Source organism: Microbispora sp. NBRC 16548 (assembly GCF_030268985.1).
In the GTDB taxonomy this organism is placed as follows: domain Bacteria; phylum Actinomycetota; class Actinomycetes; order Streptosporangiales; family Streptosporangiaceae; genus Microbispora; species Microbispora catharanthi.
In genome coordinates this window covers 384,297-408,371 of record NZ_BSSF01000002.1, presented here as the reverse complement: position 1 = coordinate 408,371, position 24,075 = coordinate 384,297, and the positions used below count along the sequence as shown (strand labels likewise).

Below are 24,075 nucleotides of genomic sequence, written 5' to 3'. Positions count from 1 at the left end.
CCGAGGCGATCCTATTGGGAAATCCTGGCCTGGAGTTCCGTGGCCGCCGCGGCCGACGCCGGGTCCGTCCCGTACCCGAGAGCGAGGTAGACACTCGCGTAGTCGCACAGGCCGACCAGGGCGGCGAGCCGGTCCAGCGGGTGCACGCCCTCGGCCAGGATCTCGGACACCGGAACCCCCCGGTCCTCGGCCAGCCGTACGGCGGCCGTGCGGGACCTGGTCACCTGCGGGTGCTCCTCCACGTCGCGCAGCAGGAACAGGCGCAGGCGCGTGCCCTCCCCCGGCTCGTCGGCGAACGGGTCGGCGAAGATGTCCCGCCCGGCGAGAGGACCGTCGAACGTCACGATCTGGTTGTGGGCGGCCTCGGGCAGCTCCCCCCAGACGGCCGGGTAGCCGGCGTCCTCGCTCAGCCGGTCGGCCAAGCGGTGGGCCGCCACCGCGGCCAGCGGCGAGGTGCCCCAGATGACCGGAAGCGTCCCGGCCAGGTCCATCGCCAGCGTCTTGCCGGGGTTGATGAACGACTCGCTCGACGGGCGGCACCGGTGGGCCAGGTCCTCCAGCCGCTTGGCCATCGACTCGAACTCGCTCTCCCCGGCCGGGAGCAGCCCGAGCGCGGCCGCCGCCAGGATCGGCGGCACCATGAGCGACCACAGCGTGGCCCTCGGCTGCCCGGCCACCCCGGTCGCCCCGCCCACCGGCACGTACGGCCCGCCCGCGCGCTCGACCAGGGCCGACAGCGGCGTGTCGGGTGCGCCCACGCCCACGAGCGCGCACCCGCGCCGTACGGCCTCGGCGGTCACGGCGACGGTCTCCTCGGTCCTGCCGGAGCGGGAGACGGCGATGACGAGATCGGCGGCGCCGACCCAGCCGGGCAGCCGGTGGCCGCGCACCGTCACCACCGGGACCGGGGCGCCATACCGGCACAGCGCCTCGAGCACGTCGCCCACGAGGGCGGAGGCGCCCACGCCCGCCACGACGATCGCGCGGGGGCGGCCGTCCCGGCCGACCCGGGCCACGCCGTTCTCCACCGCCGATCGGTAGGCCGCCCGCACCTGGGCGGCCGACGACGCGACGGAGCGGAGCACGCCGGAGGGGTCGCCCTCCACCAGGTATGCCTGGTCATCGAGCCGGTCGGGCTCGAACCGGGCCCCTCCGGCACTGCTCATGCCTTGCGGGCCTCGTCGACGAGGAGCACCGGGATGTCGTCACGCACCGGATAGACCAGCCCGCACGACTCCGAGGTGCAGGCCAGCTCGTCCGCGTCGGGCACCGCGCGGAGCGGGGACTTGCACGCCGGGCAGGCCAGGATGTCCAGCAGCCAGTCGTCGATCTTCAACTCGTCAGCTCCTTACAACGGCGAGCACTTCGTCTCGAACTGCGGCGACCTTCTCCTCGTCGGCGGCCTCCGCGTTGAGCCGGAGCAGCGGCTCGGTGTTGGACGGACGCAGGTTGAACCACCAGTCCGGACCGCTGACGGTGAGTCCGTCCAGCTCGTCGAAGGTAACACCCTCCCGGCCCGAGAAGGTCTCGCGTACCCGGGCCAGGGCGGCGGCCTGGTCCTCGACCCTGCTGTTGATCTCCCCGGACGCGGCGTAGCGCGAGTACTGGGACAGCACCTCCGACAGCGGCCGGTCCTGCTCGCCCAGCGCGGCGAGCACGTGCAGGGCGGCCAGCATGCCCGAGTCGGCGAACCAGAAGTCGCGGAAGTAGTAGTGGGCCGAGTGCTCGCCGCCGAAGACGGCGCCGGTGCGGGCCATCTCCGCCTTGATGAACGAGTGGCCGACGCGGGTGCGGACGGGCTTGCCGCCGTGCTCGCCGACGATCTCCGGCACGCCCTTGGAGGTGATCAGGTTGTGGATGATCGTGGCGCCGGGGTTCTTGGCCAGTTCGCGCACCGCGACCAGTGCCGTGATCGTGGACGGCGGGACCGACTCGCCCCGCTCGTCGATGACCCAGCACCGGTCGGCGTCGCCGTCGAAGGCGATGCCGATGTCCGCGCCCTGCGAGACGACCGCCTTCTGCAGGTCGCGCAGGTTCTCCGGCTCGATCGGGTTGGCCTCGTGGTTGGGGAAGCTGCCGTCGAGCTCGAAGTAGAGCGGGGTCAGCTCGATCGGCAGGCCCTTGAAGACCTCAGGGACCGTGTAGCCGCCCATGCCGTTCCCGGCGTCCACGACCACCTTCAGCGGCCGGATGCCCGACAGGTCGACCAGCGTCTTCAAGTGGGCGGCGTAGCCTTCCAGCAGGTTCCGCTCGGTCACCGTGCCCTTGCCGGGCTCGCCGCCCAATTCCGAGCCGCCCAGTCCGGTGTCGAGCAGTTCGGCCGCACGGTCGCGGATCTGCAGCAGGCCGGTGTCGGTGCCCACCGGCACGGCGCCCGCCCGGCACATCTTCATGCCGTTGTACTTGGCCGGGTTGTGGCTCGCGGTGAACATGACGCCCGGCAGGTTGAGACTGCCGCTGGCGTAGTAGAGCATGTCGGTCGAGCCGAGCCCGGCGTTGATCACGTCGGCGCCCCGGGAGGTCGCGCCCCGCGCGAACGCCGCGGCCAGCGGGCCGGAGGAGGTGCGCATGTCGTGCGCCATCACCACCGAGGACGCGCCGGTCAGCTCGACGAAGGCCGCCCCGACGGCCTGTGCGATCTCCTCGTCGAGCTCGTCCGGCACCACGCCGCGCACGTCGTACGCCTTGAAGATCCTGCTGAGGTCGGCCACTGCACGCCCCTAAAAGTCGTTAAGTCTTCGCACCTGAGCCTATAGCGCCTGATTGCCCACGCAATGAGCCCTCCAACGCGCCGCGTGCGATCTCATCGCGGGGTGTTGTCGCGGGGTGTTATCGCTCCCTGTTCGGCTGGGCGGACTTGAGCACCCGGAGGTGACCCCGGCGGCCCACCTCGACCGCCTGGCCGACGGGCTCGCCGGCGGCGGGAGCGGGGCGGGCGGCCTCGCGGACCGCGTTCGCCAGGGCCTCCAGATCGTCCCCGCTCGGGGAGACGGACTCGGACGGAAGGCGCACGACCTCCCATCCCCTGGGGGCGGTGAGCCGTTCCGCGTGCTCCGCGCACAGGTCGTAGCAGTGAGGCTCGACGTACGTCGCCAGAGGGCCGAGTACGGCGGTCGAGTCGGCGTAGACATACGTGAGTGTGAAGACGGCAGGCTGCCTGCAGGCGGTACGGGAACAGCTGCGGACGGGGCTCACGGAGGGACCGTATCCGGTCCGCGTTCACATTGCCACCACCCCGCCGCTCTTATTGAACGTGTCGCCACAATTCCGCGATCTCTGAAGTCGACATGACGTTGGTGGGCAAAGCGGACACGACCCACGGGAGCCACCGCACCGGTGGGCCGGGCTTTAAGCTGACTGCGTGAGCGATCGGAGCGGTGACAGGCCGGATCGAGGGCGGCGGGTGCGCCGGCGTGACCGGCACGGCCGCGGCATGCGCGGCCCCCTCGCGCCCTCGCACGTCCCCATCGCCAAGTCCCGCGGCGAGCGGTTCGACGACCTGGTGATCGACGCGGTCGACCGGCTGAAGCCGCGGTGGGGCACCCAGCTCGCGTCGGTCGAGTTCGCGGTCGAGGAGGTGCCGCCGGCCGCGGAGCTGGTGGACGGTCCCGCCCGGCTGTCCTCCGACCCGATCCCGCTGGGACGGGCGGAGTCGGCCTCGGGGGACGAGCCCGCCACCGTCGTGCTGTACCGCCGCCCGCTGGAGGCCCGGGCCCGCGACCGCGACCAGCTCGGCACGCTGGTCCTCGACGTGGTCGTCGAGCAGGTGGCCAGCCTGCTGGGCCTCACGCCGGAGACGATCGACCCCGGCTACGACGACCGCCACTGAGGCTTCAGGGCAGCACGGCGCCCGGCGCGTCGACGGTCGGGGGCACCAGCGCCCAGGTCCTGGCCATGGCCAGCGGCTGCGCGGTGAGCAGCTGGCCGTCCTTGGCCGCCTCGTCGAGGACGCGCCCGCCGTACACGGGCCCCGAGCCCGGCATCGGCCGTACGACGACGCTGAAGCCGCCCTTGCTTCCCTTCGGCGGCGCGAGCCTGAGCTCCTTGGTGCGGGCGGCGGGCAGCTTCACCTCGACCGGGGCCGGCGCCTCACCCTTCGTGGGCACCAGCCGGACCTCCACGGTGGCCGCCGAGGAGGGCGCCGACAGCACCAGCCAGGAGGTCTGCTTGCCTTCCGCCCGGCCGTCCGCGACGACGCTGCCGAGGTCGACGGAGGCGGCGCCGGCCGTGAAGGCGACGTCCTGCCGCGCCCCCGTTCCGGTGATCTTGAGGCCCGCCACGATCGGGACGTCGGACTCCAGCACCAGCGCGGCCGGCTGCCCGCCGATCCCGGTGGACAGGTCGAGCGAGGCCGCCGATCCGGCCGGCACCTCGATCGTCTCCTTGTTCTTCAGCGCGTAGGAGCCGTCCTCCAGCACTGCTCTGATCCGCACGACCGTGTCCCGCTCCCCCGGCGTGGCGACGTACAGCTCCCGCTGGCCGGCGGTGCCGGGGATGCCGGGGACGACGACCCGGGTGGCGGGGGCTGCGGCGACGGGCAGCCAGTCGACGCCCCTGCCCTCACCCAGCACGGCCTTGACCGCGGCGGCCACCCGGCCGCTGCGCGTGCTCACCTGCAGGGCCATGATCAGCGGGGAGGGCGCGAGGTCGCGCAGCCTGATCACGCGGTGCTGGCCGGGCTTGACGACGACGCCGTTGCCGCGCTCGCTCAGCACCGGGCCTTCCCCGGAGTAGACCATGAACGAGACGACGGCCGGGGCCGCGTCGGGGTTGGCGAGGTAGAGGGTCATCTCCGCCGCGGCCGGCCCCGGCCCGACGAACCAGCTCTCCGCGCCCGGCTCGACGCACCGCACCCCGGCGAGCCCCCGCTGGGCGCCCGACGTCTCCCTGGCGGTCTGGGCGCTCTCCAGCCCGGCGGCCATCGAACCGGTGGCGTCGACCACGAGCGGGCCGCCCCCGGCGGCGATCTCGCGCTGCCACAGCAGGCCCGGCCGGTCGATCACGTCGTCCTTGCCGCCGGCCTTCTCCTCCGGAGTTTTGATCGCCGACAGGGTGGCGCTGCCCGGCCCCTGGTTCTGCTGTTCCTGGCTCTGCTGTTCCTGGGCGGGGGTCACCACGCTCACCCGGCTGCCGGACGGCGCGGGGCACACGGCGGTCACCGACTCCACCGGCGCCCTGACGGCCTGCGGACGCACCTGCGCGGCCGGCGCGGGCCGGCTGACGAAGGCCACGCCGTACAACGCGCCCAGCGCGACCAGCACCAGGGCGAGCAGGCCGAAGCGGTTCTCGATCAGTCTCCTCACGCGGGCACCCGATCTTTCCTGCCCTTGCCATCCTTCGCCCGGCGGCGGCCCCGCGGCCCCTCCTCGACGGGCGCGTCGGCGTAGTCGACGTCCGGCTCCTTCGTACGGGCCCCGGGCGAGGCCAGGATCAGCACGAGCACGAGCAGCGCGCCCTGGGCCCACAGCCAGCCCCGGTGCAGCGCGCCCGCGGTCGCCGGCGGCGGGGGCACCGTCACCTGGCCGGCCACGCGCCACAGGCCGCCCGTCTCCGAGAGGCTCACCCTGACCAGGGCGGGCTGCGAGTCGAGCGCCCGTTGCAGGGCGGGGTCGACGGCGCCCGGCACCGTCACGAAGCGAACCCCAAACGACGCGAGCGTCTGGACGTACGTGCTGCCCCGGCCCGAGGCGAGCCCGGCGACCGCGGTCGTGAAACGGTCGGTCGCCTCCCGGGGCGGTTCGAGGTCGGACTCGCCGATCAGCGGGCCCCGGCCGCGCATCAGCGTGTAGCCGACCCTGCCGTCCCTGGGACGCAGCAGGAGCGTGCCCTCGCCGGGCGCCGACTGGAGCGCGGCGAGCACCGGCACCGGGTCGCTCAGGTCGCTTCGCAGCGGGTCCTGCGCGCCTCTGGTCACCCACAGCGCGGCGGCGGCGAGCGGGGTCGCGAAGGCGACCACGACGATCAGCATCACGCCCAGGCGGCGCAGCCCGCCCCCGGCGCGGAACTCGGCGATCCGGTGCGCCTGGTGCCCCGCCGCCACCAGCAGGCCCGTCGCCGCGAACGCCAGCGGCACCCCCGGCCACGCGTCGTCGACCCGGCTGACCACGATCGCCACCAGGAGTCCGAAGAGCATGACGCCCCAGCCGATGGCGACGATCATCTGGTGACGCCGCAGCAGCAGCGCGGCCAGTGCGACCGCGATCAGGCCCGCCGTCGCCCACACGGGCGGCACCCCCGGCCCGCCGGGGCTCAGCATGAGCAGGGAGTCGGCGCCGAGGCGGGGGGCGGTGAGGCGGCCGTCGTGCAGGCCGGACTCGAGCAGGATCCGTCCCGGCTCCCTGGCGATCTGCATCAGCCACGGGAACAGCAGGACGACCGGGGTGCCGAGGCCGATCACGAGCGACCGCCTGACGCCCCTGCGAATGCCTCCGAACGACACCGCGGCGAGCCCGCCGAGGATCGCCACCAGCACGTACACGAGCGGGACGAAGGCCGTGCCCACGGTCAGGAGCAGGCCGAAGCCCCAGGCCGCCCGCCGCGACCCGGCGATCACCCGCGTGGCGAGCGCCGCGTAGACGGGCAGCAGCACGATCACGATCGCGGTGCCGAGCCGCCCGCCCGCCACCACGCCCGTCGTGACCGGCAGCAGGGCGTAGGTGGCGGCCAGCCACACCCGCGCGGGCGTGTACGAGATCATCCGCTTGGTCGCCGCGTACGCCGAGATTCCGGCAAGCGGCACGCAGCCGAGCAGCACCACGGCCACGGCCAGCCACGTCTTGCCCAGCGCGACCGCCGACAGCCCGGCCAGCACGGCGACGTACGGCGGGGCCCAGGTCTGCGATCCGAGCCCGGCGGCGTGGTGGTCTTCGATGTAGAGCCGCCACAGGTCGGACGCGCCCCCGGTGACCGGCACCAGAGCCCCGCCGCCCAGGTGTCCGTCGGAGGACAGGAGCCCGGGCAGCAGCGTCCTTTCGGCAGCCAGCGTGATCACCGCCAGGATCAGGCAGAGCACCACGCCCGGGCTGCTGAACACGCGCTGGACGCCGCCCGAGTCGGTCAGCAGTTCGTCGCCGTCGTCCTCCTGGGCGCTGTCCGCGGCCGCGTGGTGGCGGCCCGCCGAATCCACCGGGCCGGCTCCGGCGAGGAAGCCCTGCACCATGTCGGCCAGCCGCCGAAACGCGGCGCCCGGCGGGGAGAGCTTGCGCCGGATCGCGGGCCAGCCCTGCTTCCTGCCCTTCTTCCTGGCCTTACGGGCCCGCCGCAGGCGCAGCGGATGGCCGAGGACCGAGCCGAGCGCGGCCAGTTCGTCGAGGGCGTTGGCCGGCTGCTTGGCCAGCAGGAGCAGCAGGGCCCGCAGCGCGGACCCGAAGACGTTGCGCAGCACCGACCGCACGAGCGCGCCGAACGGCAGGTTCGCCATCAGGACGAACAGGCCGTTGCGCCGGTCGAGCCTGCGCGGGTGCTCCTCGCTGGTGGCGATCCTGCGGCGCCGCCGCGCCGACGCCTCGGCGTGCCAGGCCACCGCGTCGCTCACGTTCAGCACGCGGTGCCCGGCCGTACGGGCCCGCCAGCACAGGTCGAGGTCGTCGCGGAACAGCGGCAGCGCGGTGTCGAGGCCGGACAGCTCATCCCATACGTCCCTGCGGATGAGCATGCCGGCCGTGGAGACCGACAGGACGTCGGCGATCCCATCGTGCTGGCCCTGGTCGTACTCCCTCGGCTCCAGGCCGGTGTCGCGCCGTCCCGACCTGCTGACGGTCACGCCCATCTCGAGCAGCACCCGCCGGTCGAGCCAGTCGCGCAGTTTGGGGCCGAGGATGGCGGCCTTGGGATCCTGCTCGGCGGCCCACAGCAGGGCCTGCAGCGCGTGCGCGTCGGGCACGCAGTCGTCGTGGAGCAGCCAGACCCATTCCTGGCCGGGCGCGGGCGGCAGCCGCCGCAGCACCTCGTGGACGGCCTCGCCGAACCCGGTGGACCGGGGCAGGGTCAGCACGTTGCCCGAGCCGAAAGCCTCGGTCAGCAGCGTCCCGCTGCCGTCACGGCTGCCGTTGTCGACGCCGACGACACGGTCGAGAGGCCGGGTCTGGCGCAGCACCGCCGCCAGCGTCTCCTTGAGCCAGCGGGCGCCGTCGTGGGCGACGACGATCGCGGTCACCGAGTGCACGTCGAGTCCTAGGGGGGTCGTACGGCTGAGCGCCGACCACGATACGGCAACCCGGACTCACCCGATCACATCCAGGCGAAACAGGATGTCAGCAGCAACCCAGACATGAGTGCGGGGCCGCGCGCACGAACGCACGGCCCCGTCGGCGTCGTCGTCAGACGGCCTGGCGCTTGATCTTGCGCCTTTCCCGCTCGGACAGGCCGCCCCAGATGCCGAAACGCTCATCATGCTGAAGCGCGTATTCAAGGCACTCGGCGCGCACCTCACACGAACGGCACACCTTCTTTGCTTCCCTGGTGGAACCGCCCTTTTCAGGAAAGAACGCCTCAGGATCGGTCTGCGCACACAAAGCGCGCTCCTGCCACCCAAGATCTTCACCATCGAGCGCCTGTGCCATGACCAGATCGGTCATTGCACACCTCCCTGTCGCTCGCCCGCCCACATGGAGCCCCCCATAAAAACGCCTGCCCTATACCCACCCTTGGGAAGGCGTAACAACATGTCTGTAATTACACGCGCGTGGCGTGTGTGGCGTCAAGCGGCATAACGATACCCGGGGAAAGACCTGCTCGCCCCGGTTCGTACGCCCCGATCTACGGTCCTATCAGCGTTCGGAACCATACCAAGGGAGGTTGGGGTCGGTTCCGCGGCCTGCCTGATCGGGGGCGGAACCTTCCTCATACTTTGCCTGCGACCGATCCGGCGTGTAGATGGCCGTCGGGTCGAGCGGCTCCTCCCTGCGCAGGGGGTCGCTGAGCGGGTCTCCCGTGTAGCCGGAGGGGTCGAAGCGGAGCGTCTGGTCGGCGGGGCCGGGCGCCGGGGGCTGGAACGGCGCGGGCTCGGACTGGGGGTGGCCGAGCGGGTTGTCGTAGTACTCCGGCATGTCCTGCGGACCGGTGGGGTGGTCGGGCAGGGCGCCCTTCTGGTAGCTCTGCGCCTGCTGGTAGGCCTGCGCGAGCTGCTGCTCCCTCGGGTCGGCCGGGCCTTCGTACGCGGGGGGAGCGTCGAAGGCCGGGCCGCCGGCCGTGGGCTCGGCGGCCTGGCGTGCGTACGCCTGGCCCGAGTAGCCGGAGAACGGCGAACCCTGTCCGTACGGCTGGTCCTGCTCGTACGGCCTGGCCTCGGGGGCCGGGCTGTAGGAGGAGGGCTGGCCGTAACCGCGGGGGTCGGGGGCGGCGGGGGCATCGGGCGCGGTGGGGGGAGCGCTCGGGAACTGCCCGTAGCCACCGGAGTCCGTCTGCTGGCCCGCGTAGCCGTACTGGTCGAACACCGGGCCCTGCGGCGGCGGGGAGTAGTCGGGCCGCTGGGGCGCCGCCACCTCGGGCTGAGCGCCGTAGCCGTAGTCGGGGTAGTGCGCGCCGGTCTGGACGTCCTGCAGCGACGGCCGGGGCTGCTGCTGCGCCTGTCCGTGGCCGGGGCCCAGAGCGGAAGCCGGAGAGGAAGCGGGGGCGGGAGCCGGGGCGCCCGGCTGTCCGAACGGCGGGGGCTGCGGGGCGGTCGGGGCGGGACTGTAGGAGGGCTGCGGCTCGTATTCCTGGCTATAGACGTCCTGGGGCCGCTCCTGGCCGAAGGCTCCCTGGCCCCGATCCTGGGCGTACTGGTCCTGCGCGTACTGGTCCTGGCCGTACTGCCGCTCCTGGGCGTACTGCTGGTGCTCGGCGTAGCGGTGCTCGGCGGGCGGCAGCTGGGGCTGGGCCGGCGCCGGCGCGCTCTGCCCGTACGCGGACCCCTGCGGCTGGCCCTGGGGCTGACCCTGGTGGGGGGCGTCGTACTGGCCGGGGTGCGGGACGTTCTGCGGCGGGGTCTGGGGGACGTTCTGCCCGGGCAGGGGGTTGTTCTGCGGGTCGCCCGGGGCGGGGTGGCCGAACTGCTGCTGACCGGGAACCTGCTGACCTGGTACCTGCTGACCTGGTACCTGCTGAGCTGGCACCTGCTGGCCTGGCACCGGGCCGGGGTTGGGGCTGTGGGCCGGCGCGCCCGCACCTGCCGATCCGGGAACCTCGCCGTACCCCTGCGGCGCGTGAGGACCCTGCGGGCCGTGAGGGCCTTGCGGGCCCTGCGGCAGCGCCGGAGCGTACGACTGGGGCGGGTAGGCGTCCTCGCGCCTGCCGAAGTAGTCGCCCGCCGGTTCCCTGGCGGGCTGGAGCGCCGATGCCGTGCTCAGCGCGAACAGCGTGCCGAAGACGGCGAGCGCGACCATCGGCAGTCCGGTGATCAGGTATTCGAACCGGTCGCGGAACGTGGCCAGGTCGCCCACGAGCACGCCCAGCACACCGATCACGCCGAAGACGATGCCGAGACCGAGCGATCCGGCCGCGCCGAGCGCCACCAGGCGAGCCCGGGGGGTGGGCGCGCCGGCCTTGGCGACGAGCAGCACGGCGCCGAACGCGAGCGCGGTCGAGACCGGGGACACGAGGGAGTACAGGCTCGCCGCCGCGCGAACGCCGAACGTGCTGCTCAGCGAGGAGCCGATCAGCATGCGCGCGATGCTGACGAGGACGCTGGTGATCACCACCGCGAGCATCGTCCACGCGGCCGGCTCGCGGAGCCGGCCGGTATCGACCTTGAGCACGACTACCCCCATCGGTCCAAACGGCACTCGGGGGAAGTTTTGCACATGTCTGACTTAAGCGTCGGCAGACCCAAGAACCTCACAAGCCAAACACACCCTACATATCGGCGTTCATCCCGTTCCTGGGGTGGGTGTCGGCGATCCCTCGGGCGGCCGGTGGAAGACTGGCGGCATGCGCATCGTGTCCCTCGCCGGAGGAATCGGCGGCGCCCGGTTCCTCCGAGGTCTCAAGGCGGCGGCCCCCGATTCCGAGATCACCGTGATCGGCAACACCGGCGACGACATCACCCTCTTCGGCCTGCGCGTGTGCCCAGACCTCGACACGGTCATGTACACGCTGGGCGGCGGCATCAACGAGGAACAGGGCTGGGGGCGGGCCGCTGAAACGTTCACGGTGAAGGAGGAGCTCGCCGCGTACGGCATGGAGCCGCAGTGGTTCGGCCTCGGCGACCGGGACTTCGCCACCCACATCATCCGCAGCCAGATGCTGGCGGCCGGTTATCCGCTCTCTCAGGTGACCGAGGCCCTGTGCGACCGGTGGCGGCCAGGGGTGCGGCTGCTGCCGATGTCGGACGACCGCACCGAGACCCACGTGGTCGTCTCCGACGAGGCCGGCAGGAGGGCCGTCCACTTCCAGGAGTGGTGGGTGCGGCTGCGCGCCTCCGTGCCGGCCGAGCAGATCGTGCTCGTCGGCGCGGACGAGGCCCGCCCCGCGCCCGGCGTGCTCGACGCCGTCGCGGCGGCGGATGTCGTCATCCTCCCGCCGTCGAACCCGGTCGTCAGCATCGGCACGATCCTCCAGATCCCGGGCATCCGGGCGGCCCTGGAGGACAAGACGGTCGTCGGCGTCTCCCCCATCATCGGCGGCGCGCCGGTGCGCGGCATGGCCGACGCCTGCCTGACGGCGATCGGCGTCGAGACGAGCGCCCAGGCCGTCCTGGAGCTGTACGGCTCCGCGTTGCTCGACGGCTGGCTCGTGGCCGAGGAGGACAAGGGCGTGGCGCTCGACGGCGTGGTGGTCGAGGCCCGCCCGCTCCTGATGAGCGACCCCGAGGCCACGAGGGACATCGCCGCCGCGGCCCTCGCCCTGGCCCGATCCCTCGCGTCCTGAACCGATGCCAGAACAGATGTCAGAGGAGCCCATGCCCCAGATCACTGTCAGCGGCGTGCCCGGCCTGCCCGAGGTGCGTCCCGGCGACGACATCGCCCTGCTCGTGGCGCAGGCCGCGCCCGACCTCCGGGACGGCGACATCCTGGTCGTGACCTCCAAGATCGTGAGCAAGGCCGAAGGCCGCGTCCGCCAGGACGGCAGCCGTACGGCCGCGATCGAGGAGGAGACCGAGCGCGTGGTCGCGCGGCGCGGGGACACGGTCATCGCGCAGACGCGGCACGGCTTCGTGATGGCCGCGGCCGGCGTCGACGCCTCCAACACCTCCCCCGGCACCGTGCTGCTGCTGCCCGAGGACCCGGACGCCTCGGCGGGCCGGATCCGCAGGGGGCTGCGCGAGCGGCTCGGCGTGCGGGCCGGGGTGATCGTCTCCGACACCTTCGGCCGGCCCTGGCGGCACGGCCTGACCGACGTCGCCGTCGGCGCGGCCGGCGTGCGGCCCCTGGAGGACCTGCGCGGCGGCACCGACGGCTACGGCAACCCGCTCAACGCCACCGTCACGGCGCTGGCCGACGAGATCGCGGCGGCGGGCGACCTGGCGAAGGGCAAGCTGTCCGGCGTTCCGGTGGCCGTCGTCCGAGGGCTGGGCGACCTGGTGACCGACGAGGACGGCCCGGGTGGGCGGGTCCTCGTCCGCCCCGCCGACGAGGACATGTTCCGGTACGGCTCGGCCGACGTCGTCTTCGCCCGCCGCACGATCCGGGAGTTCTCCGCCGCCGAGGTGGACCCCGCGGCCGTACGGCGGGCCGTGGCCGCCGCCGTCGCCGCGCCCGCCCCACACCACACCACACCGTGGCGGTTCGTGCTGCTGGAGACCCCGCGGGCGCGTACGGAACTGCTCGACGCGATGCGGGACGCCTGGATCGAGGACCTGCGCTCCGACGGCTTCTCCGAGGAGTCGATCGCCCGGCGGATCCGGCGCGGCGACGTGCTGCGGAACGCGCCCTACCTGGCGGTGCCGTGCCTGGTGATGGACGGCTCGCACACCTACAGGGACGAGCGCAGGAACGCCGCCGAGCGGGAGATGTTCGTGGTGGCCACCGGCGCCGGCGTGCAGAACTTCCTGGTCCAGCTCGCCGTGCAGGGGCTGGGCTCGGCGTGGGTGTCGTCCACGATGTTCTGCCGTGACGTGGTGCGCAAGGTGCTCGACCTGCCGCAGAACTGGGACCCGATGGGCGCCGTGGCCATCGGCCATCCCGCCGCGCCGCCGAAGGACCGGCCGCCGCGCGACCCGGCCGACTTCCACGTCACGAGGTGAGCGCCGGAATCACTGCCGCTCCATGTACCACTCCTGGTCCGCGAGGGTGTTGCAGGTCCACTGGATGGCCTTCTTCCCCTTGCGGACCTCCCCCTTGCCGATGGCCAGGCACAGCCCGGTCTTCGCGTTCATCGTGGTGAAGTGGTTGTGCTTTTCAGCGATTCGAGCAAGTCGGGTGGCACAGCCGCCGGGCCAGCGCCGACAGGAACACGTCGATGATCTGGCCCGGCTCCTGGGCCACGTAGAGCTGCCCGTTGGTGGCCGAGACGATCTCGCCGAGCGCCTGCCGGTCGGCGGCCTTGCCGAACGCGACCACGATGATCTGCACCGGCTTGTCCGGGTCCCACTCCTTGCGCAGCTTGTTGACGAGGTCGCGCCGCGAGACGCCCTTCCCGTCGTCCACGCCCGCGGTGAGCACGAGCAGGGCGTTGCTCATGAGGGGGTCGTAGCCCTTCGACACCGACCGGAAGCCCGCGTCGATCGCGTCGTACAGCGAGCTGCTGCGGTCGCCGAGCGCCTTGATGCCGTCGGCCACCCGGAACAGGGCGGTCCTGCGGATCTCCTCCTGGCCGTCGTCGGGCTTGGTGATCGGGCCGAGGCCGACGAGTTCGCGATGGTCCGCGCCGTCCTTCAGGTCGCGGGCGAACTCCCACAGGCCCATGTGGGTCTCGTTCGGGAACAGCTGCAGGCCGAGCTTGGCCGCCTCGACCGCGACGTCCAGCCGGGTCTTCCCGCCCGCGCCCTTCGGCCCGTCGATCGGCTCGGCGTTCTCCTTCGACACGTCGGCCAGCACGAGGAGCCGGCTCGGCGGGGCCAGCCTGCTCCACGCCTCCAGCGCCTCGTCGATCACCTCGGCCGTGATCGACGGCCGCGGGCGCGGCAGCTCGGTCGAGATGCCCGCACCGCTGTCGAACGGCGGCTGCCCGTCGGCGCCGCGGAACCCGGCCTTCCGCACGGCCTCCTGCGTCGCCGCCGACCGCAGCCATGCCGCGAACAGCCGCGAGGCCGCGGCCCGGTCGGGGTCCGCGGCCGTCACGACGTACGGATAGTCGAGGTTGATCGTGCCCTCCTTGGGCGGGAGGGCGACCACGGGCTCCGCGCCGCTCCCGCGGTTGTGCGCCCACACCGACTGCTCGGGGACGATCACCACGGGACGCGACCAGAATCCGGGGGCGTCCACCGCGCCGAGCATGCTGCGGTAGTCGGGGGCCGATCCCGACTGCGCCATGCGCACGAAGGCCGTGAGGTCGCGGTCGGCCTTCTCGCCCGTGCCGACGATGTCACGGGCCGCCGCGACGGTCGCGATCCCCGCCCCCGAGACCGACGGGTCGGGGATGCGGACGATGTCCGGCTCGTGCTCGGTGGGCTGGAGGCGTCCCCGCACCGTGGCGGGAAAGACCATGTCCCAGCTCATGGCCGTCCCCCCGGCGGCGAACCTCTCGGCGAGCGAGCGCCGGGTGGCGAAGACCAGCGGGGAGGTCGCGACCACGGTCTCGTCTGCGGCGATGTCCTGCCCGCCCTGCTTGCGGGCCAGCCGCACCCACACGGAGGAGTCGGCGATCCATCCGTCCGGGCGATCGGGCAGGACGCCGGCCCGGTCGCCGATCAGCGTGCGGAGCACCGGCGCCGGGGGCTGCTCGGCCACCTGGACCTGGACGCACCGTCCCTCCACCCCCGCGCCGGAGGCGTTGAACCGCCCGGCCGCGTCCATCACCGGCGGCGCGACGTCCACGGCGGCCGCGACGCTCACGAGGATCGGATCCCGGGCGGAACACGTTCCCGTCGAGCGCGTGAGGAACAGGACGCCCCCCGCCGCGACGATCGCCACGGCCGCCAGGGCCGCGACCATGCCCTTCCACCTGGCCTGCCTGCGGCGCCGCTCGACGGCGAAGGCGGCGCGGTGACGACCGGACGGCACGGTGCGGGTCCTTCCCAGTTCTCATGACCGGTGCAGCGGCATTGTGATTCTGCCCATCCCCCCCGCGTGCGGCGCAAGAGCGAAATAGAACTTGTTATATACAGCGCGTCCAATTACTCCCGACGCACGACGGGCGAGACCGTGAGCAGCGGCCCGCGGACCGACTGGCACACCCCGTCGCTGCGCCGGGCCGCCTCGGCCCGCTCCTCGCTCGGCCGGCCGTACGACGTGGTGCGCTGGCGCAGCGGACGGCCGGTCGGCGCGACCATGGCCGCGATCTCGCTGATCGTCTTGTAGGAGCCGTTCTCCGAGCCGGCCATCCGGCTGATCGTCTCCTCCATGAGCGTGCCGCCGAGGTCGTTCACGCCTCCGGCGAGCACGTCCCGGCACAGGTCGTCGCGCAGCTTCACCCAGGAGCACTGGATGTTGCGGATCGCGCCGTGCAGCATGATCCGCGCCAGCGCGTGGACGGCCCGGTTCTCCCGCGCGGTCGGCCCCGGCCTGGCGATCCCCGCCAGGTAGATCGGGGCGCTGTGGTGCACGAACGGCAGCAGCACGAACTCGCTGAACCCGCCCGTCTCCTCCTGGATCGAACGGATCAGCCGGATGTGGCGCACCCAGTGCTCGTGGGTGTCCACGTGGCCGTACATCATGGTCGAGGTCGTCGGGACGCCGACCCGGTGGGCGGTGGTGATGACCTCGATCCACTCCCGGGCGGGCAGCTTGCCCTTGGTCAGCACCCACCGCACGTCGTCGTCGAGGATCTCGGCGGCCGTGCCGGGCAGCGAGTCGACCCCCGCCTCCCGCGCCGCGTGCAGCCACTCCTCGACCGACAGGTTCGTACGGCTCGCGCCGTTGACGACCTCCATCGGCGAGAACGCGTGCACGTGGATCTCGGGGCAGCGTTCCTTCACCGCGCGGGCGATGTCGAAATAAGCCGTGCCGGGCAGGTCGGGGTGGATGCCGCCCTGCATGCACACCTCGGTCGCCCCGGCCTCCCACGCCTCCTGCGCCCGGTCGGCCACCTCGCTCAGCGACAGGGTGTAGGCGTCGGCGTCGGTGCGCCGCTGGGCGAACGCGCAGAAGCGGCAGCCGGTGTAGCAGACGTTGGTGAAGTTGATGTTCCGGTTGACGACGTAGGTGACGTCGTCGCCCACCGCCTCGCGGCGCAGCCCGTCGGCGATCCGGCACAGCTCCTCCAGGCCGGCGTCGTCGGCGCCCGCCCCCGACTGGTCCCCGGCGAGGTCGAGCAGCGTCAGCGCCTGCTCGTCGGTCAGCCGCGCCGGGTCCGCCTCGGCCTGCCGCAGCGCCTCCCGCACGTCCGCCCTCACGGCCCCGTCTCGTCCGCCGCTGGGCAGACGCTCGCGCAGGGCGTCCCAGTCGCCGTACACGCTGTCGAAGTCGGCGCGGCGGTCGCCCGTCCGGCCCTCGGCGTCGACGGCGGTGTGCAGGTCGGCCCGTCCGCCGGTGACGAGGCCGCCGTCGGGCTCCTGCCACGGACGGCCCGCAAGCACGGCGTCCTCCCGCGCGAGCCCGGTGGCGGGGTCGGCCAGCGCCGCGACGTGCTCGGTGAGCCGGGGGTCGAGCCACGGCTCCCCCGCGAGCACATACTCGGGATAGATCGTGAGGCGCTCGCGCAGCCTGAACCCGGCGGTGGCGGTCCGCGCCGCCAGGTCGTCGATCTGCGGCCACGGGCGCTCGGGGTTGACGTGGTCGGGCGTGAGCGGGGACACCCCGCCCCAGTCGTCGATGCCCGCCCGCAGCATCAGCGCGTACTCCTCGCCGATCAGGTTGGGCGGCGCCTGCACGCGAACCTTCGGGCCGAGCACGAGCCGCGTCACCGCGATCGTCGCGGCCAGTTCGTGCAGGTCGGCGTCGGGCATCCCGCGCATGGCCGTGTCGGGCTTGGCGCGGAAGTTCTGGACGATGACCTCCTGGATGCCGCCGTACTCCCTGGCCACCCGGCGGATCGCGAAGATCGACTCGGCTCGCTCCTCGATCGTCTCGCCGATGCCGATCAGCAGGCCCGTCGTGAACGGCACGCTGGAGCGGCCGGCGTCCTCCAGCACGCGCAGCCGTACGTCCGGGTCCTTGTCGGGAGAGCCGTAGTGGGCCTCGCCCTTCTCGGTGAACAGCCGCCGTGAGGTGGTCTCCAGCATCATGCCCATCGAGGGCGCGACCGGCTTGAGCCGCTGCAGGTCCTTCCAGGTCAGGACGCCGGGGTTGAGGTGGGGCAGCAACCCCGTCTCCTCCAGCACCCGGATGGCCATCGCCCGGACGTACGACAGCGTGTCGTCGTACCCGTGGGCGTCGAGCCACTCGCGCGCCTGGTGCCACCGGTCCTCCGGCCGGTCTCCGAGCGTGAACAGCGCCTCCTTGCAGCCCATCGCCGCGCCCTGGCGGGCGATCTCCAGCACCTCGTCCGGGGGCAGGAAGGCGCTGGGCAGCTTGTGCGGCGCGGTGGCGAACGTGCAGTAGCCGCATCGGTCCCGGCACAGCCGGGTCAGCGGGATGAACACCTTGCGGCTGTAGGTGATGACGCCGGGCCGTCCGGCTGCCTCCAGTCCCGCGTCCCTGACCCGCGAGGCGTGCGCGAGCAGGGCGTCCAGGTCGTCGCCGCGGGCGCGCAGCAGGATCGCCGCCTCGGCGAGGTCGAGGGTCTTGCCGTCCCTGGCCCGCGCGAGTGCCCGGCGGGTGCCGCTGTCGGAGCTGACGTTCGGGGGTCGCTTCGCCGTCATACGCCGCACCCTATGAGGCGTGGGTCCGTCCGGCGCACCCAGCCCCCGGCCGCCCGTACGGGAGAAGTCATGGCGTACGCCCGCCGGGCAGTTTGCGGCCGGAGGGTATTAGCGGTGGGACCAAATCGATGAACGGGGGAAATTCGGTGGCTGTTATCGGGGCGAATGGGGCGTTTTGTCTAGCCTCAGGGGTCCGGTCGCTGGCCGTCGCGACGCTCGTCATCGGGTTGTCGGCGCCGGCGGCCGAGGCGTTCGCGGCGCCGTACGCCGGGCACGGCGGCGGATCGGGCAAGGGCCACGCCAAGCAGGTCACGGACGGCCGCAACACGGCCAACACGCCCGCGATCGCCAGCGCCCCCCGGCAGGTGTCCATGGGCAGGCGCAACGTGAACGCCCCCGCCGGCAACATCAGCCTCGCGTTCGCCGGCCTCCAGCAGGAGTCGAGCGCCAGCGTCTTCACCAACACCCTCAGCGGGCAGTGCCACGCGGGGGTCGAGCACTGCGGGATCAACCAGGACCTGAAGACACACGAGGCCGGTGGCGCGCGGCGCACCGGACGTGGTCAGAAGGCCCGGTAGTCGCGCGGGGCCATGCGCGGGCCGCGCGCCGGCGGCCTGACGCCGCTGAGCTCGATCAGCCGGACCACACGGTGGCGGTGTCCCCGGAACGGCTCGAGCAGGTCGAGCATGCCGTCGTCGTCGGTCTTCTGCCCGGTCAGCGCGTAGCCGACGATCCCCGGCAGGTGGAAGTCGCCCACGCTCGGGGCGTCCGGGTCGCCGTGGGCCCGCTGGCGCACCTCGGCGGAGGTCCACACGCCGATGCCCGGCAGCGCCCGCAGCAGGCGGTCCGCCTCCGCCGACGCCTCCGTGGTGCGCTCCAGCTTCTCGGCGTGCCGGGCCGCGTTGACGATCGTCCTGGCCCGTACGGCCTCCGCGCCCGCCCGGTGCCAGTCCCACGACGGGATCGCCCGCCACACCTCCGGCGGCGGCATCACGTGCATGCCCTCGGGGGCCGGGCCGGGGGCCGGCTCGCCGTACCGGCCCATGAGGAACCGCCAGGCCCGCCACGCCTCCCTGCCGACCACCTTCTGCTCCAGCACGGCGGGCGCGAGCGCCTCGAAGACCCGCAGGGAGCGCCCGATCCGCAGCCCGCCGGCACGGCCGGCCAGTCCCGCGACGAACGCGGCGGCGCGGGCCTGCCGGGGATCGCCCGAGCGGGTGAGCCGCGCGAGCGTCGCAGCGAAGCCGGCCACGTCGTCGTCGGCGCCCAGCAGCGACGGAAGCGTCTCAAGCAGCCAGTCCGCCCCCGGCCCCCACGCCTGCCCGAGGACCTCGCCGCCGCTCACCGTCACGCGCAGGGTGCCGGGCCCTTCGGGGGTGCGCGAGGTGCGCCAGATCGCCCCGTCCGGGGTACGCCGCCAGGCCGGGTCGCCTCCCCCGTGCCGGTGCGGCGACAGCGTCAGCGCGAGGTCGAACGGCGCCGACGGCCGCCAGTGCCGCTCGCTTCGCCGTCCGGTGGAAGCCGTTCGGATCATTTCAGACGTCGCTGGAGAAGCGGACCGCGCACTCGGGCAGATTTACCCCCGGCCAGACGCGTATACCGGAGGTGAGCTCGTTGCCGGGGCCGATGAGCGCGCCGTCGCCGACGACGACCTGGCGCAGCACGGCGCCGGAGGCGACGCGGGCGCCGACGCCGACGACCGAGTCCACGACGGTCGCGCCGGACGCGACGTGGCAGCCCTCGGACAGCACGCTGCCGCGTACGCTCGCGCCGGCTTCGACCGTGGCCCGGGCGCCGACTACCGTGCCACCGGTGACCTTGGCCTCGGGCGACACGACGGCCCCGTCCAGCAGGAGGCTCTCGCCCACCGGACCCGGCAGCGCGGGCGAGCCGAGCTTGCCCCGCACCAGGTCGGCCGAGCCCTGCACGAACGCCGCCGGCGTGCCCACGTCCAGCCAGTAGGACGCGTCGGCGTAGCCGAGCACCAGCTCACCGGCCGCGATCAGCCCGGGGAAGGTCTCCCGCTCCACCGACACCACCTGGCCCTCGGGGATCGCGTCGATGACCGAGCGCTGGAACACGTAGCAGCCGGCGTTGATCCGGTTCGTCACGGGATTGGGCGTCTTCTCCAGGAAGGCGCTGACCCGGCCGTCGTCGTCGGTCGGCACGCAGCCGAACCTCGACGGGTCGTCCACCTCCGTGAGATGGAGGGTCACCGCGGCCCCCCGTGAAACGTGCAGGTCCACCTGCGCCGCGATGTCGTGGCCCGACAGGATGTCGCCGTTCAGCACGAGCACCGGCGCCTCGGGCGGGCAGGTCAGCGCCCGCGCGGCGTTGCGGATCGCGCCACCGGTGCCGAGCGGGGTGTCCTCGGTCATGTAGACGATCTCCAGGCCGAAGCCCGACCCGTCCCCGAACGCCTCGCCGAACATGGAGGCCCGATAGGACGTCGCGAAGACCACCCGGCGCACCCCGTACGCCCGCGCCTTGGCCAGCTGGTGCGCGAGGAAGGGCACCCCCGCCGTCGGAAGCAGCGGCTTGGGCGTGCTGAGTGTCAGCGGTCGCAGACGCGTGCCCTGGCCGCCCACGAGAAGGATCGCCTCAAGACCATCCGGCGACCGCACAGAACTCTCCCTCACAGCCGCGAGGGTAGCCTAGCCGGGCCCTCCGCATGGCTCGCCGCCGCCGACCGTTGTGCGGACGTTTCACGACAGGCGCGGAATCTCCGTTCGCGAACCCCAAACCGGGCAACACCAGGGATGATTTCGCCCCAACATAAGCAGTGAAAACGGACGTCCAAAAATCGGGCTGTCGATGCCCTTCGCGCGTATGGTGGCATTCGGCTCACACTGGGATAAGTCGACGACACGCCTCGGGGTGGATACCACTTCCGGCTCTTCCTGGATTCGGAGCTCACGGAAGTGGTCGCCTGCTTGGGAGTGAAACCATCCGGTCACTGATCGGCAACTCTGATGGCACCTCACGCCGATTCGCTGCGCAGGCGACTCGGCCTGTGGCGTTCGCCTGCCTAGCCTTCGACGGCCCGTTGGTAGGCGACGAGGTGGGCCTCGGCGGAATGCCGCCAGGTGAACTCGCGTGACCGGGTGACACCCGCCCGCGCCAGCGACTCGCGGCGCTCCGGTGACTCCAGCATGGCCCGCAGTGCCCGCGCGATGCTGTCGGCGTCGGGCTCGGTGTAGGCCACGGCGTCGCCGCCCACCTCGGGCAGCGAGGCACGGTGGGTGGTCAGCACGGGCGCCCCGCAGGCCATCGCCTCCAGCACCGGCAGGCCGAACCCCTCGCAGCGCGACGGGGAGGCGACCACGAGCGCCCCGCCGAGGAAGCCCGGCAGGTCGGCGAAGGGCAGGAAGCCGGGACGCACGACCTTCACCCGGGGCGGCAGCGCGGTGACGGCGGCGTCGACCTCCTCGTCCCAGGCCGGGCCGCCCGCCAGCACCAGCGCGGGCGGCGAGGACAGATGCCCGACCGCCCGGCCGAACCCGGTCACCAGGTTCGGCACGTTCTTGCGCGGCTCCAGCGCGCCCAGATAGGCGACGTACGGCCGGCCGTGCAGGCCGATGCGCCCGGCCACCCGGCGCACGTCCTCGGGCCCCGGCGGGTGGAACAACGTGGGATCCACTCCGTGATAGGCGACGTCGATCCGGGTGGGGTCGGCGTCGAGCACCCGGACCAGCTCGTCCATGGTGGCCTTCGACGGCACGATCACCCGGTTGGCGTGGCGTACGGCGGTGCGGGTGGCCGACCGGAAGAACGAGGCTCTGACGGGGTCGTGCTGGTCCGGGTCGGTGAACGAGGTGACGTCGTGGACGGTGGCCACAGTGGGCAGGCCCGAGCCCAGCGGGATCGAGTAGTAGGGGGCGTGGATCACCTGGGCGCCGGCGTGCCTGGCCAGGACCGGCAGCCCGGTCTGCTCCCAGGCCAGCCGTTTGTTCCGGTTGGTGATCGCGGGCGGTCCGGAGAGGATCCGCGCCGAGGGGGCCAGGGCGGCGTATCGCTCGGCGTCCGCGCGCTGGCAGACCACCGCGATGTCCGCGCCCGCCTCGTGCAGGGCCGCGACCAGTCCATCGACATACCTGATCAGGGCGCCGCGATCGGCGGGGACCGCGGCGGCGTCGACGAGCACCCGGGGTGTCAAGTGAATCGCTCCCCTCACTGGGCCCGCACAAGGCCGGGAGGATCGCTCCCCGCCCGCGCGGTCCCGCTGGTTCCGGCGGTGTTCCGGCAGGGGCCAGGGGCCCACGCCACGAACTGACGCCTTCCCCCGCATCCCTCCCTGTCACTCTATTTCCGACGTCCCCCGAAACGTGAGCGATATCACGTGAGGATCATCTCTCCGGATGGGCGACCCGCGCCGATTCCACGGATTCAGGCCCGTGCTACGGGTTCCTCCCGCGTACGGACCGCGCGCCGTGAGGCCAGACCGGCGACGCCGGCGCACACCAGGTCGCCGACGGACACGATGAGCCGGGAGCACAGCGCGGCGGCGATCGCGGCGGGCCGGTCGAGCACCGGGGCGAGCGCGGCCACCATCGCGACCTCCCGCACACCGGCGCCTGCCGGGGCGATCACGAACACGAACCCCAGGCACCAGGCGAGCGCGAACGCGCCGAAGCTCAGGATCACGGCCGAGGGCCCGCCCGCCCCGAGGCCGTGCACGATCAGCGCCAGGTGCACGCCGTACGCCGCCCAGCCCGCCAGGGCCCAGCCGCACGCGACGAGCACGCCGCGCCGGGTGAGCGGCCGTTCGAGCGGCGGGCGGCGCAGCGTGCGCAGTCCGAAGGCGATGACGCCGTTGACCACCTTCGGATGCAGGGCGGCGGCGACCACGGGCACGAGCAGCAGCAGCCAGGCGTATCTCACGACGGACTGCCCGGCGAGCACCGGCAGCGTCACGACGGCCACCAGCAGGCCGGTGCCGAGGTAGATCGGATACGTCAGGAAGAAGGCGGCGGCGCTGCGCGGCCGGGGGATGCCGTGGTCGCGGCCCATCTCCATCTGCGCGAGCATCGGCCACACCGACCCGGGGATGTACTTGCCGAGCTGGCCCACAAAGAAGATCTTGGACGCGTCGGTGAACGCCAGCGGGGAACCCAGGTCGGTCAGCAGCGCCCGCCACATGAGCATCCCCGACAGCAGCGCGCCGAGCACCGCCACCAGCGAACCGGCGAGCTCCGCCCACGACAGGCGGGCGAACCCGTCCGTCACGGCGGTCCACTGACTCGCCACCGCCCAGACGCCGAACCCCAGCGCCACGAGCAGAAACAGCGCGCGAACGGCCTTGCGCCGACTCATCGGGACGTACGGACCGGCTCGGGCGGCTGCGGGAGCGGCGCACCGAGGGGACGGCGGGGCGTCTTGGTCGCGACCCACAGATAGGTGGGGACGACCGGCAGCAACGCCCGCAGGGCCGGGCGCGGGGTCCGCTCCAGCGTGGCCTTGGCGGCGCGGCCGGCCGCACCGGGGAACAGCTCGCCCCCGGCGAACCGCTCGGGCGCGGCCAGCACCGGGAACGTGTAGTCCCACACGTGGAAGTCCGCCAGCATCCGCCGCAACCCTGGCCGGGTGCGGAAGCGCTCGTAGTAGTGGTCGGCCCGGCCGAACGCCCGCACGTACCGGTCGGCCGCGGCGGGCGGCAGGTAGGACAGGAAGGGCAGCTTGTAGTGCGGCTCCATGACCCCGAGCCGGTTGCCCAGGCCCAGGTAGAGCACGCCGTCGTCGGACAGCACCCGGTGCATGTCGGCGATCACGGCGTCGGGGTCCACCACGTGCTCGTAGATGTGGTTGAAGACCAGCACGTCGATCGAGCCGTCAGGGAACGGCAGCCGGGAGCCGTCGGCGCAGACGAATTCGACACGCTCGCCGAACCGGTCGGACGCCTTACGCAGGCCCGGGACGTCGATGTCGAGCCCGAGTGTGTGGCGCGCGCCCGCGGCGGCGAGCTCGTCGGCGATGAACCCGGCCGAGCACCCGACGTCGCCGACCGTCAGCCCCGAGAGCGCCTCGCCGGGCTTGGCCGCGTCCCTGCCCAGGAAGTGCGCGAGCACGGCGATGATCTTCGCGGCCTTGCGCCTGCGCTTGTCCTCGTCGAGCATCGCGGCCTGGAACTCGGAGTATTCGAGCTGGGCCGCGCGTTCCGCGCTCACCCTCGTCCTCCGCTCACCCTCGTCTTCACGCTGCCCAACAGTACCCGTGCCCGCCCCGCCCCCGTCTCCCGATCAGCCGACCCTGTGGATAAC

General features: G+C 72.9%; 20 protein-coding genes. 4 read left to right on the top strand and 16 right to left on the bottom strand.

What is annotated here, in order from left to right:
* Positions 1-11: 11 nt before the first annotated feature.
* From QSK36_RS06305 to QSK36_RS06290, 4 genes are all read right to left on the bottom strand, one after another.
* Positions 12-1,166, bottom strand: a complete 1,155-nt coding sequence (locus QSK36_RS06305) for an SIS domain-containing protein (protein WP_285781642.1) — start codon at positions 1,164-1,166, stop codon at positions 12-14.
* Positions 1,163-1,336, bottom strand: coding sequence for a Trm112 family protein (locus QSK36_RS06300; protein ID WP_076432865.1), 174 nt, complete (start codon positions 1,334-1,336; stop codon positions 1,163-1,165). The genes QSK36_RS06305 and QSK36_RS06300 overlap by 4 nt, the downstream gene beginning before the upstream one ends.
* A 4-nt stretch (positions 1,337-1,340) precedes the next feature.
* The gene (locus QSK36_RS06295; RefSeq protein ID WP_285781641.1) at positions 1,341-2,711 is read right to left on the bottom strand and encodes a phosphomannomutase/phosphoglucomutase; all 1,371 of its coding nucleotides are present in this window, start codon (positions 2,709-2,711) and stop codon (positions 1,341-1,343) included.
* Positions 2,712-2,829: 118 nt separating this feature from the next.
* On the bottom strand, positions 2,830-3,195 hold the full coding sequence (locus QSK36_RS06290) for a DUF3499 domain-containing protein (protein WP_139573364.1): 366 nt from the start codon (positions 3,193-3,195) through the stop codon (positions 2,830-2,832).
* 166 nt (positions 3,196-3,361) lie between these two features.
* On the opposite strand from QSK36_RS06290, the gene QSK36_RS06285 reads away from it, so the two are divergent.
* Positions 3,362-3,829: a metallopeptidase family protein gene (locus tag QSK36_RS06285; RefSeq protein WP_139573365.1), complete on the top strand. Its 468-nt coding sequence runs from the start codon at positions 3,362-3,364 to the stop codon at positions 3,827-3,829.
* A 4-nt stretch (positions 3,830-3,833) separates the two neighbouring features.
* Here the strand turns inward: QSK36_RS06285 and QSK36_RS06280 are convergent, their stop codons facing one another.
* The 4 genes from QSK36_RS06280 to QSK36_RS06265 all read right to left on the bottom strand — a co-directional run bounded on the left by QSK36_RS06280 (position 3,834) and on the right by QSK36_RS06265 (position 10,736).
* Positions 3,834-5,303, bottom strand: a complete 1,470-nt coding sequence (locus QSK36_RS06280; RefSeq protein ID WP_285781640.1) for a DUF5719 family protein — start codon at positions 5,301-5,303, stop codon at positions 3,834-3,836.
* A complete protein-coding gene (locus QSK36_RS06275) occupies positions 5,300-8,164 on the bottom strand; it encodes a glycosyltransferase family 2 protein (protein WP_285781639.1) in 2,865 nt (954 codons plus the stop codon). The genes QSK36_RS06280 and QSK36_RS06275 overlap by 4 nt, the downstream gene beginning before the upstream one ends.
* Before the next feature lie 154 nt (positions 8,165-8,318).
* Positions 8,319-8,576 carry a WhiB family transcriptional regulator gene (locus tag QSK36_RS06270; RefSeq protein ID WP_079313297.1) on the bottom strand — a complete coding sequence of 86 codons (258 nt, stop codon included), beginning with the start codon at positions 8,574-8,576 and terminating at the stop codon, positions 8,319-8,321.
* A gap of 192 nt (positions 8,577-8,768) precedes the next feature.
* Complete coding sequence (locus QSK36_RS06265) at positions 8,769-10,736, bottom strand: DUF4383 domain-containing protein (RefSeq protein ID WP_285781638.1); 1,968 nt, start codon at positions 10,734-10,736, stop codon at positions 8,769-8,771.
* 172 nt (positions 10,737-10,908) lie between these two features.
* On the opposite strand from QSK36_RS06265, the gene cofD reads away from it, so the two are divergent.
* Together cofD and QSK36_RS06255 are read left to right on the top strand one after the other, a co-directional pair.
* On the top strand, positions 10,909-11,847 hold the full coding sequence (gene cofD, locus QSK36_RS06260) for a 2-phospho-L-lactate transferase (protein WP_183534701.1): 939 nt from the start codon (positions 10,909-10,911) through the stop codon (positions 11,845-11,847).
* A gap of 31 nt (positions 11,848-11,878) precedes the next feature.
* Positions 11,879-13,162, top strand: coding sequence for a coenzyme F420-0:L-glutamate ligase (locus tag QSK36_RS06255; RefSeq protein ID WP_285781637.1), 1,284 nt, complete (start codon positions 11,879-11,881; stop codon positions 13,160-13,162).
* 9 nt (positions 13,163-13,171) lie between these two features.
* Here QSK36_RS06255 and QSK36_RS06250 read toward each other — a convergent pair whose 3' ends face one another.
* The 3 genes from QSK36_RS06250 to QSK36_RS06240 form a co-directional block, all read right to left on the bottom strand.
* Positions 13,172-13,294, bottom strand: a complete 123-nt coding sequence (locus QSK36_RS06250; RefSeq protein ID WP_285781636.1) for an RICIN domain-containing protein — start codon at positions 13,292-13,294, stop codon at positions 13,172-13,174.
* Between the two features lie 22 nt (positions 13,295-13,316).
* Complete coding sequence (locus tag QSK36_RS06245) at positions 13,317-15,080, bottom strand: substrate-binding and VWA domain-containing protein (RefSeq protein ID WP_285781635.1); 1,764 nt, start codon at positions 15,078-15,080, stop codon at positions 13,317-13,319.
* 113 nt (positions 15,081-15,193) lie between these two features.
* A complete protein-coding gene (locus QSK36_RS06240) occupies positions 15,194-17,818 on the bottom strand; it encodes a bifunctional FO biosynthesis protein CofGH (RefSeq protein WP_285781634.1) in 2,625 nt (874 codons plus the stop codon).
* A gap of 146 nt (positions 17,819-17,964) precedes the next feature.
* Here QSK36_RS06240 and QSK36_RS06235 point away from each other — a divergent pair, with 146 nt between their 5' ends.
* Complete coding sequence (locus tag QSK36_RS06235; protein WP_285781633.1) at positions 17,965-18,396, top strand: hypothetical protein; 432 nt, start codon at positions 17,965-17,967, stop codon at positions 18,394-18,396.
* On the opposite strand, the gene QSK36_RS06230 is transcribed toward QSK36_RS06235, so the two are convergent.
* The 5 genes from QSK36_RS06230 to QSK36_RS06210 form a co-directional block, all read right to left on the bottom strand.
* Entirely contained in the window at positions 18,381-19,352 is a 972-nt protein-coding gene (locus tag QSK36_RS06230; RefSeq protein WP_285781632.1) for a DNA-3-methyladenine glycosylase family protein, read from the bottom strand. The two genes, QSK36_RS06235 and QSK36_RS06230, sit on opposite strands and share 16 nt — an antisense overlap.
* A 1-nt stretch (position 19,353) precedes the next feature.
* The gene (gene manB / locus QSK36_RS06225) at positions 19,354-20,457 is read right to left on the bottom strand and encodes a mannose-1-phosphate guanylyltransferase (protein WP_285781631.1); all 1,104 of its coding nucleotides are present in this window, start codon (positions 20,455-20,457) and stop codon (positions 19,354-19,356) included.
* Between the two features lie 389 nt (positions 20,458-20,846).
* A complete protein-coding gene (locus QSK36_RS06220; protein WP_183534689.1) occupies positions 20,847-21,974 on the bottom strand; it encodes a glycosyltransferase family 4 protein in 1,128 nt (375 codons plus the stop codon).
* Positions 21,975-22,204: 230 nt separating this feature from the next.
* On the bottom strand, positions 22,205-23,131 hold the full coding sequence (locus QSK36_RS06215) for a lysylphosphatidylglycerol synthase domain-containing protein (protein WP_183534687.1): 927 nt from the start codon (positions 23,129-23,131) through the stop codon (positions 22,205-22,207).
* Complete coding sequence (locus QSK36_RS06210; protein WP_285781630.1) at positions 23,128-23,982, bottom strand: class I SAM-dependent methyltransferase; 855 nt, start codon at positions 23,980-23,982, stop codon at positions 23,128-23,130. The genes QSK36_RS06215 and QSK36_RS06210 overlap by 4 nt, the downstream gene beginning before the upstream one ends.
* Between the last annotated feature and the right edge of the window lie 93 nt (positions 23,983-24,075).

Bases quoted from the DNA above. Each gene is read 5' to 3' on its own strand.
- QSK36_RS06255 (WP_285781637.1), top strand. From the start codon at position 11,879: ATGCCCCAGATCACTGTCAGCGGCGTGCCCGGCCTGCCCGAGGTGCGT.
- QSK36_RS06250 (WP_285781636.1), bottom strand. From the start codon at position 13,294: ATGAACGCGAAGACCGGGCTGTGCCTGGCCATCGGCAAGGGGGAGGTC.
- QSK36_RS06240 (WP_285781634.1), bottom strand. From the start codon at position 17,818: ATGACGGCGAAGCGACCCCCGAACGTCAGCTCCGACAGCGGCACCCGC.
- QSK36_RS06230 (WP_285781632.1), bottom strand. From the start codon at position 19,352: ATGATCCGAACGGCTTCCACCGGACGGCGAAGCGAGCGGCACTGGCGG.
- QSK36_RS06215 (WP_183534687.1), bottom strand. From the start codon at position 23,131: ATGAGTCGGCGCAAGGCCGTTCGCGCGCTGTTTCTGCTCGTGGCGCTG.
- QSK36_RS06305 (WP_285781642.1), bottom strand. From the start codon at position 1,166: ATGAGCAGTGCCGGAGGGGCCCGGTTCGAGCCCGACCGGCTCGATGAC.
- QSK36_RS06270 (WP_079313297.1), bottom strand. From the start codon at position 8,576: ATGACCGATCTGGTCATGGCACAGGCGCTCGATGGTGAAGATCTTGGG.
- cofD (WP_183534701.1), top strand. From the start codon at position 10,909: ATGCGCATCGTGTCCCTCGCCGGAGGAATCGGCGGCGCCCGGTTCCTC.